The following is a 19286-nucleotide window of genomic DNA, read 5'->3' on the forward strand; positions in this document are numbered from 1 at the left end:
TATGGGTTTTTCACAGGCTCTCAGCGGTCTCAACGCCGCCGCCATTAACCTCGATGTGGTCGGCAACAATATCGCCAACTCGCAGACCGTGGGCTACAAGGGCTCCAGTGTGCAATTCGCGGACGTCTATACCGGCGCGCTCGCAGGCCAGGGCACCCGTGTGGCTGCCGTATTGCAGGATTTTTCCAACGGCACCCTGGAGGCTACCGGACGCAGCCTCGACCTGGGTATCAATGGCAACGGATTTTTCCGCTTTACCCAGGCCGGTGAGGTGGTTTATTCCCGCAACGGCCAGCTGACACTCACCGCTGATGGTTACCTCCAGAACGCCCAGGGCGCGCGCCTCACCGGCTTTCCCGCCGGCGTCGGCACCGGTGGCCAGCCCACAGACCTGCGCGTGCCGGCCGGCGCGATGAATGCTACTGCCACCAGTCGTGTGGAAGCGTCCATGAACATGGATGCTGCAGTGGATGCAATCGATCGCGCACTTTTCCCATTCGATACCACCGACAGCGACAGCTACTCCTACGCCAACACCGGTACCGTGTACGACTCCCTCGGTATCCAGCACACCATGACCACCTACTTCACCAAGACCGCAGACAATGTCTGGGAAGTGCGCGTGGCCGTGGATGGCAATGCGGATACCGCCAACGTGGGTGAGCTGGTATTCGACAACAACGGCAGCCTCAACGAGCCATCCAGTACGTTCCCCCTGTACAGCTTCACCCCGGGTGGCGGTGCCGACGTGCTGAGTTTTGATGTGCGCTTTGACGGCACCACCCAGTTCGGCAACGACTTTGCCTTGAACTCGCTCGATCAGAACGGCTACGCCGCCGGCGCTCTGGTAGGTATCACGTTTGACGACGACGGCACCCTGATTGGCAACTACGCCAACGAGAAAAGCCAGGTGCTGGGTGTGATTGCCCTGGCCAACTTCCGCAACCCGGAAGGCCTGTCGCCGAACGGTGACAACGTATGGGTAGAAACCGGTGCGTCCGGCCAGCCTCTGCTTGGCCTTGCCGGCGTGGGGCAGTTCGGCACTCTGGAATCCGGTGCGGTGGAAACCTCCAACGTGGACCTGACCCGCGAGCTGGTGGATTTGATCGTGGCCCAGCGCAACTACCAGGCCAACACCCAGACCATCAAGGTACAGGACGAAGTGCTGCAGGCTGCAGTGAACCTGCGCTAAGCCCTGGCGCTTGCAGCGAGTGACTAAGTAAAACGAACGGAAAAACACTATGGATCGCATTCTGTACACCGCCATGAGCGGCGCGCGCCAGAGCATGGAGCAGCAGTCGGTGGTGAGCAACAACCTTGCCAACGCCACCACATCCGGCTTTCGCGCGCAGCTCCACGCACTGCGCGCAGTGCCGGTACAGGGCGACGGGCAACTGGCCACGCGCACCTCGGTGGTGGCGTCCACCCCGGGTGCCGACTTCCGTGCCGGGCCAGTCAATGCCACTGGGCGCGATCTCGACGTCGCCCTGCAGGGGGATGCCTGGCTCGCAGTGCAGGCCGCCGATGGCGGTGAAGCCTATACCCGCCGCGGCGATTTGCAGGTGGATGCCACCGGCATGCTGACCAGTGGCGGCCGCCCGGTACTGGGCGAAAACGGCCCGGTCGTGGTGCCGCTGGGTGCCGCTCTGTCCATGGGTGCCGACGGCACCATCAGTGCCATTGGCGCCGGGGAGGATCCCGAAGCGCTGGTGCAGGTTGCGCGCCTGAAACTGGTCAGCGGCGGCGACGCAGAACTGCTGCGCGGTAACGATGGATTGTTTCGCAGCTTCGACGGTGCCACAGGCACTGCGGCGCCTTTGCCACAGGATGAGCAGGCGCGTCTGGTCAGCGGCTCCCTGGAAGGGAGTAACGTCAGCCCGGTGGAGTCCATGGTGGCGATGATCGACAACGCGCGCCGTTACGACATGCAGTTCAAAGTGATCGAAAGTGCCGATGAAAATGGCCGCAAGGCAGACAGCCTGCTGTCACTGGATTAACAAGAGCCAATTTGAGAAAGCATCATGATTAAATCCCTGTGGACCGCCAAAACCGGCCTCGAATCCCAGCAGGTGAAAATGGACGTGATCGCCAACAACCTGGCGAACGTCAGCACCAATGGATTTAAAAAATCCCGCGCGGTGTTTGAAGATCTGTTGTATCAGAACATGCGCCAGCCCGGTGCGCGCAACGACATCCAGAACACCTTGCCATCCGGCATGCAGGTGGGCAGTGGTGTGCGCCCGGTCGCCACCGAGCGCCTGCATTCGCAGGGCGGTTTGGAAAATACGGGCAATTCCCGCGACCTGGCCATTAACGGCAAAGGTTTTTTCCAGGTACGCATGCCCGATGGCAGCACTGCATTTACCCGCGATGGCAGCTTCCAGTTGGATCAGAACGCGCAGATGGTTACCGCGAGTGGCTACCCGCTGGAGCCGGCGGTCATCATTCCGGACAACGCCCTCTCAGTGACGGTAGGCAAAGACGGTCTGGTATCGATCACCGAGCCGGGCAATACCCAGAGCGTGGAGGTGGGGCAGCTGACCTTGTCCACCTTCGTCAATCCCGCTGGCCTGCAGGCCATCGGCGAAAACCTGTATCTGGAAACCAGCGCTTCCGGTATGCGCAGTGAAAGCATCCCGGGCATGAACGGTGCCGGCAGCCTGTACCAGTCTTATGTGGAAACTTCCAACGTCAATGTGGTGGAGGAAATGGTCAGCATGATCCAGACCCAGCGTGCCTACGAGATCAACAGCAAAGCGGTGCAGACATCCGACGAGATGCTCTCGCGCCTGGCGCAGCTGTGATGGCCATGACGCGGGTTGCTTTGGCTTCCTGCCTCGCTATTTCCCTGCTGGCCGGGGGCTGTGCGCAATTGCCACAGCGCTCGCTGGCGGGGGAGCCGGAGTGGGTGGAAATCCCAATGCCACCGGCGCCGCGCGCTAACGGTGCCATCTTCCAGCCGGAGTCCGGCTACCGACCGTTGTTCGAAGACTATCGCCCGCGCATGAGCGGTGACCTGCTCACCGTAGTATTTAACGAGCAAGTGAGCGCCTCGAAAAGTGCGGAGGTTAATGCGGATCGTGAAGGTGGCACCACCTTTACCGCCGACACAGTGCCCATCGGTCTGGAAAAACTTGCTGATTACGGACTGGATGTAACCGGCAGCAGCAATTTTGAAGGCGGCGGCGGAGCCAAAGCGCGCAATACCTTTTCCGGCACTTTGACGGTCACCGTGCTTGAGGTATTGCCCAACCGCAACCTGCGTGTGCGTGGTGAGAAGCAGATCCGTATCAACCAGGGTACGGAATTCATTCGCTTCTCTGGCATTGTGGATCCGCGGGAAATCGCTGGCGACAACTCGGTGCTTTCGACCCAGGTGGCGGATGCGCGCATCGAATACGTGGGGGATGGCTACATTAACGAAGCCCAGACCATGGGCTGGCTGCAGCGCCTGCTGCTGAATCTCTCTCCTTACTGACTTTTATCTTCGGACCGCGGAAACCCCATGGGACAATTTTTCTCGAGCCGGTCGCTGCTGCCATTGGCAGTAGTCGCCATAAGCACCTTTGCCAGCGTTCTCGCCAAGGCGACCCCGATACGCGAACTGGCAGATTTTGCCGGCGTGCGCGACAACCAGCTGGTGGGCTATGGCCTGGTGGTCGGGCTGGACGGCAGCGGCGACCAGACCATGCAAACGCCGTTCACCACCCAAAGCCTCACGAATATGTTTTCCCAGCTTGGTATCACTATTCCCGCCGGAACCAACATGCAACTGCGCAATGTGGCGGGTGTGATGGTCACTGCACAACTGCCGGCCTTTGCGCGCCCGGGACAGCGCCTGGACGTGGTGGTTTCTTCCATTGGCAATGCCCGCAGCCTGCGCGGCGGCACGCTGCTGATGACGCCGCTCAAGGGCTTGGACGGGCGCACCTACGCGGTCGCCCAGGGCAACTTGCTGGTGGGTGGTGCCGGTGCAGAATCTGGCGGATCCAGTGTCCAGGTCAACCAGCAGGCCGGAGGGCGTATCAGTGGCGGTGCGTTGGTGGAGCGGGAAGTAGCCGTAGCCCTCGGTGCCGGTGGCTATCTCGACCTGCAGCTGCGCGAGGCGGACTTTGGTACTGCCGAGCGGGTAGTCGATGCGATTAATCGCGCGTTCGGCAGTGGCGTTGCCGGTGCAGTGGATGCCGGATTGATCCGGATGCAGAGTCCGGTTAACGACAATGAACGCGTGCGTTTTATTGCCCGCGTGCAATCCATCGATGTTACGCCCCAGGCGCCACCGGCACGCGTGGTACTCAATGCCCGCAGCGGCGCGGTGGTGCTGAACGGGCAGGTGACGCTGGGCGCAGCTGCAGTAGCACACGGCAATCTATCGATAGTGATCGACACCGCCTTTGGGGTCAGCCAGCCGGCACCGTTCAGCAGTGGCGAAACCGTCGTCGTGCCAGACAGCGATATCACCGTGCGCCAGCAGGCGGGCACATTGAAATTTGTGGAAGGTGCGAACCTGCTGGAAGTGGTGGATGCACTCAATGCCCTGGGGGCAACGCCAGCCGATCTGATGACCATTCTCGAAGCATTGAAAGTCGCCGGCGCACTGCGCGCAGAACTGGAGATTATCTGATGGATCCTGTCGATACCCGCGCGCGTTTTGCCCTGGACGTTCAGGGCCTGAACAGCCTGAAAAAAGGGCGTGATCAAGGGGAACAGTTGCAGGGTGCAGCGGAACAGTTCGAAGCGCTGTTTCTGCATCAGGTCATGCAGAGCATGCGCGATGCGGTACCGCGCTCGGGCCTGGTAGACAGTTCGGCAACCCGCTTCTATGAGTCCATGTACGACCAGCAGCTCTCCACCCACCTTGCCGGTCGCGGCCTGGGCCTTGCCGAGCAACTGGTGAGCCAGCTGTCGCAGCGTAGTACTGGCGAAACATCCGAGTAAATAATTTTATCCGGCTATCACGGCTCAAGGCTCAGGGCTCCGCGCCGATAACCGGAATAACGGTGACACGGAATCACAAGCATGAGTATTTTTTCAATTGGCCTCAGCGGCCTCAACGCCGCGCAGAATGCCCTCAATACCACCAGTAACAATATCAGTAACGTTTACACGCCGGGTTACAACCGCGAGCTGACGCTGTTGTCTGAACGCAACGGATCCGGCGGCGTTACCGTGGAAGATATTCAGCGACAGTTCGATGCGTTTGTCGCAGGGCAATTGAATCGCGCCAATAGCGAAACCAGCGCACTCAGCAGTTACGTTACCCAGGTCACCCAGATCGACAACCTGTTGGCGGATCGGGATGCGGGCCTGGCACCGCTGATGCAGGATTTCTTTGCCTCCTTTGAAGATCTGGTGAGTGCCCCTTCCGACCCCGCGGCGCGCCAGGGTGTGATTGGCGCGGCAGATACATTGAGCGCCCAGTTCCGCGCGTTCGATGAGTACCTGAATGATATGCAGGACGGTATCAACCAACAGGTGCGCGAAGAAATCACCCAGATCAACAATACCGCCTCACAGATTGCCAACCTGAACCGGGAAATTGCCCTGGCCAAGGCGAAACACGGTGAAGCCCCCAACAGCCTGCTCAACCAGCGCGACCAGCTGGTAGCAGATCTGAGTACCCGCGTGGATGTGGAACTCTCGGTACAGGAAAGCGGCACCTACAACCTGTCGATCGGCAACGGCCAACCGATTGTCGCTGGCAGCCGCAGCTTTGAGCTGGAAGCCATTGCCAGCTCTGGCGACCCCGCGCGTACTGCCGTTGCCTATCACGATTCAGCCGGCAACACGATCGAGCTGAAAAATAAGGCCATTAGCGGCGGCTCACTCGGTGGCTTGCTCAGCTTCCGCAGTGAAGCCCTCGACAAAACCCAGAACCAGCTCGGACAGCTGGCAGTATCACTCTCGAGTGCGATCAACGAACAGCACGGTAAGGGCTTCGATCTTAACGGCCTGGCTGGCGGCGACATGTTTCCCCTCGCCGAACCGCGCACCCTGAGCAATGCCAACAACAGCGGCGCTGCCGAACTGAGTGCCTCCTTTGGTGATCTCAATGCATTGGTCGCCAGCGACTACGAGTTGAAAGTCAGCGACGCCGCTGCTGGCGAATTCCAGGTAACACGCCTCGACAGTGGCGAGCGCTTTACCGCAACGCTGGACGCCAATGGTGAGCTGGTTTTCGGCGGTGTAGTGATTCAGGTAGACGATCCCACGGCACTGGCTGATGGCGATCGCTACCAACTGCAGCCGGTGCGCGGCGCGGCCGGGGCAATGGAAAACATAATTCGCGATACCGATGCGATTGCCGCGGGTGTCAGTGGCAGCAGTGGTGATAACGAAAACGCCCTGGCGCTGCAGCAGTTGCAACAACAGAACCTGGTGGGTGGTAGCTCTACCTTTAACGGTGCTTACGCGATCATGGTGAGTGATGTGGGCAGTAGCTCCAACATTGCGCAGGTAAACCTCGATGCCCGCCAGGGATTAAGTGAGCAGCTGTACGCGCTGCAACAGTCGGAATCCGGGGTAAACCTGGACGAAGAAGCCGCAAACCTGATCCGGTATCAGCAGTTTTACCAGGCCAACGCCAAAGTGATCCAGACCGCATCCACGGTGCTGGATGAAATTCTCGGCCTGCGGTGATCAGCGTCACCTGTATAGAACCCAGTGCTCGGCCAGTTGAGCCGACAGTAAGCGCGAAATTTTAAGAGGCAATACCATGCGTATCAGCACGCTCACTATTTTTGAACAGAGCATGAGTTCGTTGAACCGCCAGCAGGGCAGCCTGATGCAGGTGAGCCAGCAGATCGCCACCGGCCGTCGTGTGGTCAACCCGTCCGATGATCCGCAGGCCGCATCACAGGCTGTGCAGGTTTCCCAGGCCCTGGCGATCAACAGCCAGTACGCTGACGCGCGCACCAGCGCGCGCAATGCCCTTGCACAGGAAGAGAGCATATTAAACAGCGTAAGCGATGCCATCGGTAGCGCCCGTACACTGATCGTGCAGGCTTCCAGCGATACCCTGAGTGACGCGGACCGCGCATCCGTTGCCAGTGAACTGCGTGGTATTTACGAAACGGTTATCGGCCAGGCCAACGCCACTGATGGCAACGGCCGCTATCTGTTTGGTGGTTACAAGGACAGCAGTGCGCCTTTCGTGCGCGACGCGAGCGGCAATGTGGAATACGTTGGCGATAACAACCGGCGTGAAGTGCGTGTAGACGCTTCGCGCCTGATGCCGGTAGCCGATAACGGCGATGCAATTTTTCGCAGTGTGCACGGCGGCGCGGGATATGTGGCGGAGGCCGATAGCGGCAATCAGGGCAGTGTAACCTTCAAAGGCCCCCAGGTTGTCAATGAGGCCGACCCTGCCTACGGCGGCGCTTTCGATATCACCTTCTCCGTTGCGGCAGGTGTAGCGACCTACTCGGTAAACGGCGGCACGCCACAGGCGTATGAATCCGGGCAGGCAATCCGCTTTGGTGGCCTGTCCATGACCCTCGATGGGATCCCGGAGGATGGCGACAGTATCCGCATGGACAAGGCGGAAAACCTGAACACGGATCTGTTCAAAACTTTTGAAAAGGCCATCGCGGCTCTGGAGCAGCCCGCTGGCAGTGAGGCTCAAAGAGCCGCGCGAAAAAACACCATGAGCAGTGTACTGCGCGAATTCGACAACAGCCTCGATAATGTGCTGACTACCCGCGCCTCTGTGGGTTCGCGTATCAACGAGCTGGATGTGGTGGATGCTGTTGCGAGTAATCGCAGCCTGAACTATGAGGAGAAACTTTCCGGTTTGGTGGATCTGAATTACGTATCTGCGATTGCCGAATACAGCCTGCGCCAGGTCGGTCTGCAGGCGGCGCAACAGGCGTTTATCGATATCAAAGGCATGACGCTGTTTGATCGCATGTAACAGTGTGAGTCACTCGATGCCGGAGGCTTCTTGCAGGCGAAAGAAGTTGTGTGGTCAACCAATCACCTGCAAGCAAGCTCCTGCGGAAATACGATCAGGGCGGGTTGAGTGCGGCGACAAGCTGCACGATGGTGGTCAGGCCCTGCTCAAATAGCAGCTGCAGGAAACGACCAAGGTCGGTCATCAACACGGTGAGCAAGAATAGGCCAAAGGTGAGTGACACCGGGAAGCCAATGGAAAATACCGTCAGCTGTGGCGCCGAGCGGTTGAGGATTCCGAGGGAGAGGTTGACGATCAGGAGCGCCGCCACCATCGGCAGTGCCAGCAGCAGTCCGGAAGAAAAAATCGTCCCGCCAAATCGCGCAAGCATTTCAAATCCCGCGGGATTCAGGCCACTATAGCCAATCGGCAGTGTCTGAAAACTGCCGGCCAGCGTATCGATCACCACCAGGTGCCCATCCACGGCAAGAAACACCATCATTGTGACGAGATGCAGGAAGCGCGACAGAACCATGGTGTTGACCCCGTCTGGTGTTACGAACGTGGCGAATGCCAGGCCCATCTGCAGGCCAATGAAATCCCCCGCCGCCTGCACGACTGAAAACATCACCCGCAGTACCAGCCCGATGGCGGCGCCAATCAATGTCTGCTCGATTATGATCCCGAGCCCGGCCCAGGACCAGACGGGTACCGAAGGTAACAGTGGCAGGCCGGGTGCGATGGCAAAGGTGATCAATGCCGCGAGACCGATTTTTATCCGCGTAGGTGCCGACTTATGACCGAGCAGTGGCGCGGCCATAAAGAATCCGATGAGGCGCACAAAGGGCCAGAGAAAGGCCACGAGCCATGCGTGCAGCTGTGCGTAAGTGACGTCGATCATGAACAGGTTGTGTCGATCACGAAATCATTAATGGAATATTCTGGAACAGCGTGCGGGTAAAGTCAGTTATCAGCCCCAGCAGAAACGGGCCGGCAATCACCAGAACCGCAAACACTGCGAGAATTTTCGGGATAAATGACAGCGTCATTTCATTGATCTGGGTGGCCGCCTGAAACAGGCTCACCAGCAAACCCACAAACAGTGCGGTCAGCAACATCGGTGCGCCTAGGGTTAAGGCAACCAGCATTGCCTGATAGGCGAGATTCATTACGGTTTCTGGAGTCATAATAGGTCTATTTTTTTGAAAAAGTACCGGTATTTGATGTGCGGGTGCCAGTGGGGCGTAACGTGGCGGAACTGCTACCGGGTGTAGCCTTGTGAGACACGCCGTAAACCCATCCCTGGGGGCTCTTCCGCGAGGTCCCTCTCGCGGAAGGTCTCACAAGGCTACACCCGGTATCAGTCCCTTCACATGAAACTCTGAAAAATAAACTAGCCCTGATCAGTAATTTTCGAGCATCCGTTAAGTTGGCTGACGCTAGGGATAGAAACTCTGCGCCAACGACCCAATCAACAACTGCCAGCCATCCACCAATACAAACAGCATCAATTTAAACGGCAGGGAAATCGTGGCCGGGGGGACCATCATCATCCCCAGAGCCATCAGTACGCTGGCGACAACCAGATCAATAATCAGGAACGGAATAAAAATCGTGAAACCAATCTGGAAAGCGGTCTTTAATTCACTGGTTACAAACGCCGGCACCAGTACCCGCATGGGCACTGCCTCCGGTCCTTGCATCGGCCCTGTATTTGCCAGCTTTGCAAACAGTGCGATGTCTGGCTCGCGGGTTTGCGCCAACATAAAACTTTTCAGTGGCTCACTGCCGCGCAGGAGAAACTCTTCAAACTGGATTTCATCCCGGGTTAACGGTTGCCAGGCATCGTCGTAGATTTTCTCGAATACCGGCGACATCACAAAAAACGTCAGGAACAGGGTAATTCCCAGCAACACCTGGTTAGGCGGCGCTGCCTGGGTTCCCATGGCGGTGCGCAACAGACCGAGCACGATGATGATGCGGGTAAAGCAGGTCATCATCAGCAGAATTGCCGGCAGGAATGCAAGACTGGTGAGCAGCAGCAGCGTTTGCAGCTTGATCGACCACTGCTGGCCGCCGTCCGCTGTGGGCTGGCTGATCAGGCCGGTCAGGTCCTGGGCCCAGCCGAGCGCAGGCAGGGTTAGGAAAAATACCGCGGGCAGTAGCGCACTCAAGACTGTTTTACTGATGCTCAAGTCTGCTTCCCCCGCCCGCCCAGGTTCTGCCCCAATGCGCGTGCGAAGCGTTCGGCGAAGCTGCCTGTATTCGTTGCAGCGGCCGTGCCTTTTTCTGTGGGCGTTCTTGCCGGCAACGTATGCAGGTGATTGATCTGTCCGCCGCCCACGCCGAGCAGCAGCCACTGGTCCTCAACCTGCAGTACCACCACTTTCTCCCGTGTGCCGAGCGCCTTGCTGGCCACAATATTCAATTGCGGGCCGCCATTGGCCTGCGCCAGGCCCGGGGCCAGGCGGCGGGCCAACCAGGCGCACAGCAGGATCAGGGCGATCAGCGCCAGCAGAACGCCGGCCACCTTGCCCAGCATTGCGAGGCCGATTACGGATTCGCCGCCAGTGGCGCTTGCAGGATTCATCGGTTCAGTTTGTGAATGCGTTCCTGCGGTGTGACGATTTCAGTAATACGGATGCCGTATTTGTCTTCGATCACCACCACTTCACCCTGGGCAACCAGGTAGCCGTTAATCAGGATATCCATCGGCTCTCCGGCCAGCCCATCCAGTTCCACCACTGATCCCTGTGCGAGTTCCAGCAGCTGCTTGATCGTAATCCGGGTTCGCCCCAGCTCAACGCTGAGTTTTACCGGAATATCCATCACCATTTCCAGATCGCGGGCGGCGCCGGTGGTTGCGCTGTTTTCCAGGGGCTTGAATACCTGGTCTGCGGCGCTGCGCGGCGCACTCTCGGCGCTCTCCTGTTCCGCCAGCGCGTCAGACCAGGCGTCGCCGGCGTTATCGGTAAACTGTTCGGCCATGGCTGCGGCCCAGCTATCTTCGCCGCTCTGTTGTTCGGTCTTGCTATCAATAGCGTCGCTGTCGCTCATGCTTCAGATTCCTCGCGTTGCGGGGCGAGGCCCGCGTTGAAATTGCTGGTGAGAGAGGTTGGCCGCGGCGCGGTACGCTCGATTACCCGGTTCACCCGCAGGGCGCTCTGTCCGTTGCGGCTGCCGTATTCACATTCCAGAACCGGCACGCCGTCTACTCGGGCCGTGACTGCAGTGGGCAGTTCGATCGGCAATACATCGCCTGGCTTGAGCGCCAGAACCCGGCCGATGCGGCTGGGTATATTGGCAAACTCGGCTACCAGTTCGACTTCCGACTGGCGAATTTCCCCTGCCATGCGCCGGTTCCAGGTCTGGTCACCGGGATCGCGGCCGTCCACCACCGGGTTAGCCAGGCGATCCCTCAGCGGCTCGATCATCGAGTAGGGCATGCAGATCTGGAATCGCTCAGATAAATTGCCCACTTCCAGGTGGAAGGTGGTGGTAACGATGATTTCGTTGGGGGAATTGGTAATGTTGGCGAATCGCGCCTGCAGCTCCGAACGCAGGTAGGATATTTCCAGCGGGTACACCGAGCGCCAGGAATCCTGGTAAGCGTTAATGGCGAGATCCAGGATGCGCTGGATCACGCGCTGTTCGGTATTGGTGAACTCGCGGCCTTCGGAGCGTGTAACGAAGCGTCCGTTACCCCCGAACAGGCTGTCCACCACCATAAATACCATCGCCGGCGGAAACACCACCAGCGCGGTGCCGCGCAGCGGCTTCATGGAAATCAGGTTCAAATTGGTGGGCACGGGCAGATTGCGCGCGAATTCCTTGAAGCCCTGATAGCGCACCGACTCCACGGTGATGTCCGCCGAGCGCCGAATCAGGTTGAACAGGCTCACGCGAAAGTGCCGCGCAAAACGCTCGTTGATGATGTCGATACTGTGCAGGCGCTCGCGGATCACCCGCTGCTGGGATGCCGGGTCATAGGGGCGCATTTTCGGCGCGTCGGCGGCACTGTTGCCGCCGCTGTCACCGCTGTCGCTGTCACCGCCGTGCAGCAACGCGTCGATTTCTTCCTGGGAAAGCAGATCGTCCTGGGACATGGTGGAATTCCCTATTGCACGATGAACTCGGTAAACAGCACGTCGTCGATCAGCAGCTCTGGCTGGTCGCTCCCCATAGGCTCGGCAAGCGTTGCCAGGATGCTCTGCACCAGGGCCTGCTTTCCTTCAATGCTGGCAAGCTCTTCCGGTGCCTTGGCGGAATGCAGCATCAACAGCCGGCTGCGTACCTGCGGCATATGCTCAAGGAGAAAATCCCGGGTTTCGTTATTGCCCACCTGGAGTGACATGCCGACATACAGAAGGCGGTTGGAAAACTGGTCGCCCTGCAGGTTGACCGTGAACGGACTGATCTTGACGAAAATGGGATTGGTGGCGCGCTCGGGGCCTGCGTTCTGCTCTGCAACTGCCGCCTTGCTGTTGGGATCTTCTCGCAGTAGCAGATACAGGTTCATTGCCACCAGTGCGGCAATCAGTACCACCGCGACGACCGCGAGCCAGAGCATGCCGCGGGATTTTCCGGAATTTTCTTCAGCCATTTGTGTTGCGCCTTACTACCAGCGTTAGTTAGCGATTTCTCGCCCACGGTTGCGGGGGAGCTTGCCGGGGAGTATGCCGGGGCCCGGCGGGGATGAAGGGAAGAATAGGGCGGCGAATTAGGCTTATCTCGGCGTTTCACCAGCGCCGGAAAAATGGCGTCACAGGCGCTGGCTTGCGCGATACCTCACTGGCATCGCGCCGTAAGATGCGGGCACAGAATCAGGCTTAGAAATCAGGCTTGCAAATCAAGCGTAGAGATCGACCCCACGCAGGTGCACCGAGCGGGGTGCAGCAGGTACAGGCTGGGAATCCGGGCTTATTTCCTGTTCCCTGCCGCTAATGGCATTGCCGGCCCACGCGGGTGCCTGCTGCTGGTGTGAGGGATTTTGCTGGTGCTCGCCCACGGAGGTTTCGCCAAGCGATATCCCCTGTTGTGCAAGGGCCTCTCTCAATTGGGGCAGGGCCTGCTCGACGGCGCTGCGCACAGCCGCACTGGCGGCAAGGAACTGTGCGCGCGCGCCCTGTTCGTCGAAACTCAGGCTTACTGTCAGAGCGCCCAGCTCGCGCGGGTGGAGGAACAAATCTACCTGCTGGTCGCCGCGATGGGCCATGTTCAGCAGGTGTTGCCCGAATTCGGCACCCCAGGCACTGCTGCCCAGTGGTGATTGCATAGCCAGTGCCGGATTTGGCGTTGTGGATAAGTTGCCAGCGGAGGTTGGGGCGCTGGTCGCCGCCTGCGTGGTGGCACTCACGGCCAATTGAGCTGGGTCTTGGAGCGCGGTAGCCGGCAGCACACTGTCAGCGGCTGCCTGTCCACCTGGCCCATTGCCGGTGGCGGCCATCGTCAGTTCGCTTGAAGTGTTGTTGGCCATTGCCAGCGGTTGGGCGCGATTGTCTGCGACAGGCGTAGGGAAATCAGCCTCGCCGGCTGTATCCAGAGTGACTGTTTGTGCAGGCAGCTGCGGGCCATGTTGCGCACCTGCAAATCCGGCACGCAGTACCGCGCTATTATTTTGCTGGCTGGCTTCCAGGCTGGAGACTGCGGTTTGCAGTGCAGGCTGTACAGTGCCAGCCAGTAGAGCCATCAGCCCATTGTCGGCACCGCTGTTTTCACTGGCTTCGAGCCTGTCCTCATCTGCGAAAACGTTTTCCACCGCCAGGCGCTCAAGCAGGTCTGCCGGACCGGGCTGGCCGCTATGCCATTCGCCCAGACCGAGCTTGCCCGTGGCATTGGTAAGCGGAACCGCTGCCGAATGCACACCCGCCGTGCCGAGCCCGGGCTGTGACAGTGTTTGTGCAATGGCGGACTGCATCTTTGACTGCATGGCTGAGTGCAGCGTGCCTGCAAACGACAGTGTGCCCTCACCGCCAGTCCGGTGGCCGGGGTTTCCGCTGTTGGTGCCGTTGAGTTGTCCGGTACTTGCCGGCAGTTTGCCGAGCAGGGCGGAGATATCCATAGCTTGATGTCCTGAAATGCCTCGTAGGCTGCTTAAAACGGATTCTGCCCGCCCGCTTGTGGGCGGCGGGCGAGCAGGTTCTGGGTCATTTCATCGGCTTGCAGGCGCTCGCGGCGCTGTTCCCGCAGTTGTTCCTGTTGCGTGCGACGGGATTCGAGTGCGCTGAAAGAGGACAGTTCACGCTGGCGTTGCCGCCAGTGTTCGCTGCTCGCGTCCACGCGCTCCTGCTGCTGCGCGAGCACCGCGCGGGCGCGCTCGATGGCGTTGTCCAGTGACCGGATAAACCGGTTGTAATCGTCCAGGGTGGCAGTGCTGATTCCCTGGGTCATGGCCAGGTGCAGGCGCTCGCTGTACTCGCGGCGGTAGCGCTGCAGTGTTTCCAGTTGACCCGAGGTTTGTTCGCGGGTCTGGCGCTCTTCCGCCAGCAGGCGCCCGGCGCTGTCGCGGGCCTTGCGGCTCTGGTCGATCAGGAAATCCAGTGGTGCGGGTCGGCTCACGAATGTACTCCGGCGTTTGCGCTATCGGGCAGTAGCGCCGCCATGGCGGCGGCGGTGGATTGGATGTCGGCGCGCTCTTCCATACCCTGCTGCAGGAAATGTTCGATATGCGGGTAGCGCTGCACCGCCTGGTCCAGCTGCGGATCGTGACCGGGGCTGTAGGCACCCACACTGATCAGGTCGCGGTTGCGCTGGTAGCGGGAGAACAGTTGCTTCAATCGCTGCGCGCGGCGCTGCTGGGTACCGTCAACGATCGCACTCATGGCGCGGCTGATAGAGGCCTCGATATCGATCGCCGGGTAGTGACCGGATTCCGCGAGCGAGCGCGACAGTACAATATGGCCATCGAGAATCGCGCGGGCGGAATCGGCAATGGGATCCTGCTGGTCGTCACCCTCGGCGAGGACGGTGTAAAACGCGGTAATGGAACCACCGTTTTCGCCGTTCCCGGCGCGCTCCACCAGCACTGGCAGCCGGGCAAACACGGACGGTGGATAACCCTTGGTGGCCGGTGGCTCGCCGATGGCCAGCGCGATTTCCCGCTGTGCCATCGCATAGCGGGTGAGGGAGTCCATGATCAGCAAAACATTTTTACCCTGATCGCGAAAAAATTCGGCAATACGGGTGGCGTAGGCCGCGCCCTGCAATCGCTGCAGGGCCGAGGTGTCCGCCGGTGCGGCCACCACCGCGGCGCGGCGTCGGCCCTCTTCGCCGAGGATGTTGTCGATAAAGTCTTTCACTTCGCGGCCGCGCTCGCCGATCAGGCCGACCACGATCACTTCCGCGCTGGTGTAGCGCGCCATCATCCCCAGCAGCACCGACTTGCCCACCCCCGAGCCTGCAAACAGACCCAGGCGCTGGCCGCGGCCGACACTTAACAGGCTGTTGATTGCGCGGATGCCCACGTCGATCTGCTCGCGGATCGGCGTGCGGTTGAGTGGATTGATGGGTACGGCTGCGAGGCTGCCATTCACCGAGGCGTCCAGTGCAGGACCGCCATCCAGCGGCCGACCGCTGCCGTCTACCACGCGCCCCAGTAGTTGTTCGCCGAGGGGGAAGCGGCGCGCACCACTGCCGCCAAGGGGAAACACGCGTGCGCCGGGAATCAGGCCACTGATCTCCTCCAGTGGCATCAGGTACAGGCGCTCCCCGGTAAAGCCGACCACTTCGGCTTCCGCATAGGTTGGGGTTTCCGTGCCCGGCGCGGTGAGCTCGATCTGGCAGCCGCTACCGAGTGGAATCTTCAGGCCGACCGCTTCCAGAACCAGGCCTGTGGCGCGCACGATTTTTCCGCTGCTGCGGTAGCGCGGCGTCTGTTCCGCGCGTGCCGCGGTACGCTCAAGCGCAGCCCGCCAGCGTGCCTGGTGCGGTTGGCCGTTGGCCTGCGTTGCGGTATCGGTGATTGCCGTGTTGCTCATGTGATTGCGGTGGTGGTCAAAGTGAGGCGTCTGCATGTGTGTTGCCCGCACACGGGCGCACCCGTGCGAGCAGCGCTTGCCAGCGGGTTTCGCGGCTCGCATCAATTTCACTGTTGACGGTGGTCACCCGGCAGCCGCCGCGTTCAATGCGTGGATCCTGATCCAGTTGCCAGCCGGCGCGCTCCAGTTCGGCGCCCAGGACTTGCTGCACCAGCGCAAGGTCTTCGGCATGCAGCCACAAGCGGGTGCCGCCATTCAGGGTCGGTTCTTCCCGCAGCAGTGCCCGCACCAGCTCCGCCACCTGCTGTGGCTGTGCCTGCAGGGCGTCATCGGCGAGCTGGCGGCCTACGGTTATTGCGAGCGCACTGATGTCTTCCGCAATGACGTCATCAAGGGAGGCCAGCGCATCACTGAAGCTGCGTGCGAGCTCGGCGAGGGGCGCCAGTAGCACTTCCCTTTGCTGCGCCGTCTCCGCATTACCAGCCAGGCGACCTTCTTCCGTACCCTGGGCGTAGCCTTCAGCGAAGCCCACGTCATATCCCTCGCGCCGGCCCTCTGCGCGGGCCTGCTCGCGCAGGGCCTTCAGTTCTTCTGCCAGCGTTCGCTGGGCGGCGTCGCGCCTTTCCCGGGCGCGCTCTCCGCTCAGGTCGTCAGGCTGCCAGCGGCGCCAGGCGATTGCTTCAGACATAAACCTCTTCCCCACCGCTCAGGACGATTTCGCCCGTATCGGCCAGGCGGCGCACGATCTGCAGTATGGCCTTGCGTTCGCGCTCCACCTGGGACATACGCAGCGGACCACTGGCTTCCAGCTCCTCGCGCAGCAGGGTGCCGGCACGACTCGACATGTTGTGCAGGAATTTTTCCAGCAGTGCCGGGTTGCTGCCCTTGAGTGCGGTGACCAGCTGTTTGTTCTCCACTTCTTTCAGCACCAGCTGGATTGCGCGGTTGTCGAGGTCCAGCAGGTTTTCGAACAGGAACATCTCGTCGATGATCTTTTGCGCGAGGTCTTCGCTGTGTTCGCGCACACGGTCTATGACGGTTTCCTCTGCATTGGAATTCATCAGGTTGAGGATTTCCGCCGCGGTGCGGGCGCCGCCCATCTTCGCGCGTTTCAGGTTCTGGCCGTCGAGCATGCCGGTGAGCACCTCGGTGAGTTCCTGCAGCGCAGCTGGCTGTACACCGCTGAAGGTGGCGATACGCAGCACCACGTCCTCGCGCAGTTTTTCTTCAAAGTATTCCAGTACCGCGGCCGCCTGGCGCCGCTCCAGGTGCACGAGAATGGTGGCAATAATCTGCGGGTGCTCATCGCGGATCATTTCTGCCACGGTATTGGCATCCATGATATTGAGTGCGTCGATACCCGATTCACTGGTGGTCAATTCGAAGATATCTTCCAGCAGGCTTGATGCGCGCTCGTTGCCGAGCGCCTTGGTAAGCACTGCGCGGATACGGTCGCTCGAGTAGAGGTTGAGCGCGCCGAATTCCTCGGACTCCACATGGAAATCCCGCAGCACCGTACGCATTTCCTCATGTGTGACCGTGCGCAGCGAGGCCATTTCCTGGCTGATGTCCTGCACTTCGCGCGCGCTCAGGTGCTTGAACACTTCTGCAGCGGCGTCTTCATCCAATGCGAGCAACAGGATGGCGCTGCGGCGCAGGTTGCTCATCTTTTTCTCGCGTTGCACCGCGTTCTGTAAATGTACGTTGTTAGTCATTCTGGCTTATCCAGCTGCGTACGATCATGGCCACCATGGCCGGGTCTTCTTTCGCCATACCCTGCAGATCCAGCAGGTTCTGCTCGTAGACTGACGAGCGGCGCTTGCGGCGGGGCTGTGGTTCCGGGGGCTCTGCCTGTTGAGCTTCATTGTCCGCGACAATTTCGCCCGGCACGTTGGCCGGAACCGGTGTGTTCTGCTGCGGTGCCGGTATCGCCGCAGGAGGCGGCATGGCCTCGCGCAGTTGCAGATGGCGTTCCACCATTGGGCGCACCAGCCAGCGGAAGGCAAACAGCAGGGTGATACCAACCAGCAGGTAGCGACCGAGTGCCAGCATCAGCTGGCGCCAGAAGGGGTCTTCATGCCAGGCCAGTTCGGGCAATACGTTTTCTTCCTTTGGGGAGAAGGGGCTGTTGACGACTTCCAGTCCATCACCGCGGGTTTCCGAATAGCCCATCGCCTGGCGCACCAGCTGCTCGATGTGCTGCAGCTCCTCATCGCTCAGGGGCGCCTGGGTTACCACGCCTTTTTCATCGGTCACGTCACGGTAATTCACCACTACCGCCGCGGTCAGTCGCTCGACGCGACCGCGCTGGCGCTGGATGTGAGTGATATCGCGATCCACTTCGTAATTGACCAGCTGCTCCTGACGCAGGCGGCTGCGGTCTGCGGTGTTTTCTTCCCCATCTTTTTTCGCCTGGCCATTACCGTCGATTGGGGAGGGCGCACTGCCCGGCGGGGTATTGGTGAGCGCACCGGGAATACCGCCGATACTGGCGGCGTCGCCGTTGAAGTCGCTGTTGTGCTGTTTGCTGCGCACCGCGGCAGGCTGGCCGTCCTGGTTGGGGCTGAAGCGTTCGCTGGTCTCCTCGCGTCGGTCGAAATCCACCTGCGCGGTCACCTGCGCGCGCACATTGTGACTGCCGAGCATTGGTTCGAGGATGCGTTCGATGCGCTGTTGATAACTGGATTCAATCGTATGGACATAATCCAGTTGGGTGCCGTCGAGGCTGTTTTCATCGCTCCCGGGACGGGAGAGCAGGCGCCCGTTCTGATCTACCAGCGTGACATTGTCTGCGCTGAGATCGGGCACGCTGCTCGATACCAGATGCACAATGGCCGCGGCCTGGCCATCGCCCAGTACGCGGCCGGGTGCCAGGGTGAGGATGACCGACGCCTTGGCCGGTTCGCGCTCGCGAATAAATACGGAAGGTTTGGCCATGGACAGGTGTACCCGCGCGCGGGTGACCGGGCCGAGGGATTCGATGGAGCTGGCGAGTTCGCCCTGCAGGCTGCGCTGGAAATTGACCCGCTCGGCAAACTGGCTGATACCGAAGGCCTGCCGATCCATGATTTCAAAACCGGTATTGCCGCCGCTGGGCAATCCCTGTTCGGCCAGCTGCAGGCGCAAACGGTAGACCTGGTCATCCGGTACCAGCAGGGTGCGGCCGCCCTGGCTGAATTCGTAGGGGATCGCCCGGCTTTCCAGTTCACCAATAATGCGGCCGCCGTCTTCCTCACTGAGGTTGCTGAACAGTACCCGGTACTGTGGAGCCTGTGACCACAGCAATACAGCGGCGACTAGTGCAATGGCGGCAGCACCGGCCACCAGTAGCGGGATCAGCGGGTTACCCAGCAGTCGCGCAGACAGCTGGTTTATGGATTGCGCGGACGCGGCTGCGCTCGGGTTGGCGCTGCTCATCA

The 19286-nt window shown here is 60.4% G+C and carries 21 protein-coding genes; 8 read left to right on the plus strand and 13 right to left on the minus strand.

What is annotated here, in order from left to right:
- Window position 1 precedes the first annotated feature (1 nt).
- From flgE to flgL, 8 genes are all read left to right on the plus strand, one after another.
- Window positions 2-1192, plus strand: a complete 1191-nt coding sequence (gene flgE, locus ACNKU7_RS04160; RefSeq protein WP_418295707.1) for a flagellar hook protein FlgE — start codon at window positions 2-4, stop codon at window positions 1190-1192.
- Between the two features lie 49 nt (window positions 1193-1241).
- Window positions 1242-1997, plus strand: coding sequence for a flagellar basal body rod protein FlgF (locus ACNKU7_RS04165; protein WP_418295708.1), 756 nt, complete (start codon window positions 1242-1244; stop codon window positions 1995-1997).
- A gap of 24 nt (window positions 1998-2021) precedes the next feature.
- Complete coding sequence (gene flgG / locus ACNKU7_RS04170; RefSeq protein ID WP_418295709.1) at window positions 2022-2804, plus strand: flagellar basal-body rod protein FlgG; 783 nt, start codon at window positions 2022-2024, stop codon at window positions 2802-2804.
- Window positions 2804-3478 (plus strand): flagellar basal body L-ring protein FlgH, encoded by a 675-nt coding sequence (locus ACNKU7_RS04175; protein ID WP_418295710.1) that lies wholly within the window; start codon window positions 2804-2806, stop codon window positions 3476-3478. Before flgG ends, ACNKU7_RS04175 begins: the two co-directional genes overlap by 1 nt.
- A 27-nt stretch (window positions 3479-3505) precedes the next feature.
- Window positions 3506-4624, plus strand: a complete 1119-nt coding sequence (locus tag ACNKU7_RS04180; protein WP_418295711.1) for a flagellar basal body P-ring protein FlgI — start codon at window positions 3506-3508, stop codon at window positions 4622-4624.
- On the plus strand, window positions 4624-4938 hold the full coding sequence (locus ACNKU7_RS04185) for a rod-binding protein (RefSeq protein ID WP_418295712.1): 315 nt from the start codon (window positions 4624-4626) through the stop codon (window positions 4936-4938). Before ACNKU7_RS04180 ends, ACNKU7_RS04185 begins: the two co-directional genes overlap by 1 nt.
- An 81-nt stretch (window positions 4939-5019) precedes the next feature.
- Window positions 5020-6639, plus strand: coding sequence for a flagellar hook-associated protein FlgK (gene flgK / locus ACNKU7_RS04190; RefSeq protein WP_418295713.1), 1620 nt, complete (start codon window positions 5020-5022; stop codon window positions 6637-6639).
- 76 nt (window positions 6640-6715) lie between these two features.
- A complete protein-coding gene (gene flgL / locus ACNKU7_RS04195; protein ID WP_418295714.1) occupies window positions 6716-7912 on the plus strand; it encodes a flagellar hook-associated protein FlgL in 1197 nt (398 codons plus the stop codon).
- 94 nt (window positions 7913-8006) lie between these two features.
- Here flgL and fliR read toward each other — a convergent pair whose 3' ends face one another.
- The 13 genes from fliR to fliF all read right to left on the minus strand — a co-directional run bounded on the left by fliR (window position 8007) and on the right by fliF (window position 19284).
- The gene (gene fliR, locus ACNKU7_RS04200) at window positions 8007-8792 is read right to left on the minus strand and encodes a flagellar biosynthetic protein FliR (RefSeq protein WP_418295715.1); all 786 of its coding nucleotides are present in this window, start codon (window positions 8790-8792) and stop codon (window positions 8007-8009) included.
- A gap of 16 nt (window positions 8793-8808) precedes the next feature.
- Entirely contained in the window at window positions 8809-9078 is a 270-nt protein-coding gene (fliQ, locus tag ACNKU7_RS04205; RefSeq protein ID WP_418295716.1) for a flagellar biosynthesis protein FliQ, read from the minus strand.
- A 252-nt stretch (window positions 9079-9330) separates the two neighbouring features.
- Entirely contained in the window at window positions 9331-10053 is a 723-nt protein-coding gene (gene fliP, locus ACNKU7_RS04210; RefSeq protein ID WP_418295776.1) for a flagellar type III secretion system pore protein FliP, read from the minus strand.
- 29 nt (window positions 10054-10082) lie between these two features.
- Entirely contained in the window at window positions 10083-10481 is a 399-nt protein-coding gene (fliO, locus tag ACNKU7_RS04215) for a flagellar biosynthetic protein FliO (RefSeq protein ID WP_418295717.1), read from the minus strand.
- Entirely contained in the window at window positions 10478-10948 is a 471-nt protein-coding gene (gene fliN, locus ACNKU7_RS04220) for a flagellar motor switch protein FliN (RefSeq protein ID WP_418295718.1), read from the minus strand. Before fliN ends, fliO begins: the two co-directional genes overlap by 4 nt.
- Window positions 10945-11997, minus strand: coding sequence for a flagellar motor switch protein FliM (fliM, locus tag ACNKU7_RS04225; RefSeq protein WP_418295719.1), 1053 nt, complete (start codon window positions 11995-11997; stop codon window positions 10945-10947). Before fliM ends, fliN begins: the two co-directional genes overlap by 4 nt.
- 11 nt (window positions 11998-12008) lie before the next feature.
- Complete coding sequence (gene fliL, locus ACNKU7_RS04230; protein WP_418295720.1) at window positions 12009-12494, minus strand: flagellar basal body-associated protein FliL; 486 nt, start codon at window positions 12492-12494, stop codon at window positions 12009-12011.
- Between the two features lie 246 nt (window positions 12495-12740).
- Window positions 12741-13952 carry a flagellar hook-length control protein FliK gene (locus tag ACNKU7_RS04235; RefSeq protein ID WP_418295721.1) on the minus strand — a complete coding sequence of 404 codons (1212 nt, stop codon included), beginning with the start codon at window positions 13950-13952 and terminating at the stop codon, window positions 12741-12743.
- Between the two features lie 32 nt (window positions 13953-13984).
- Window positions 13985-14449, minus strand: coding sequence for a flagellar export protein FliJ (gene fliJ, locus ACNKU7_RS04240; RefSeq protein WP_418295722.1), 465 nt, complete (start codon window positions 14447-14449; stop codon window positions 13985-13987).
- The gene (fliI, locus tag ACNKU7_RS04245; RefSeq protein ID WP_418295723.1) at window positions 14446-15903 is read right to left on the minus strand and encodes a flagellar protein export ATPase FliI; all 1458 of its coding nucleotides are present in this window, start codon (window positions 15901-15903) and stop codon (window positions 14446-14448) included. Before fliI ends, fliJ begins: the two co-directional genes overlap by 4 nt.
- Window positions 15884-16555, minus strand: a complete 672-nt coding sequence (locus ACNKU7_RS04250; protein WP_418295724.1) for a flagellar assembly protein FliH — start codon at window positions 16553-16555, stop codon at window positions 15884-15886. The genes fliI and ACNKU7_RS04250 overlap by 20 nt, the downstream gene beginning before the upstream one ends.
- Window positions 16548-17582 carry a flagellar motor switch protein FliG gene (gene fliG / locus ACNKU7_RS04255; protein ID WP_418295725.1) on the minus strand — a complete coding sequence of 345 codons (1035 nt, stop codon included), beginning with the start codon at window positions 17580-17582 and terminating at the stop codon, window positions 16548-16550. Before fliG ends, ACNKU7_RS04250 begins: the two co-directional genes overlap by 8 nt.
- A complete protein-coding gene (gene fliF / locus ACNKU7_RS04260) occupies window positions 17575-19284 on the minus strand; it encodes a flagellar basal-body MS-ring/collar protein FliF (protein WP_418295726.1) in 1710 nt (569 codons plus the stop codon). The genes fliG and fliF overlap by 8 nt, the downstream gene beginning before the upstream one ends.
- Window positions 19285-19286: the final 2 nt, after the last annotated feature.

Origin of the sequence: Microbulbifer weihaiensis (assembly GCF_048323715.1) — a bacterium.
In the GTDB taxonomy this organism is placed as follows: domain Bacteria; phylum Pseudomonadota; class Gammaproteobacteria; order Pseudomonadales; family Cellvibrionaceae; genus Microbulbifer.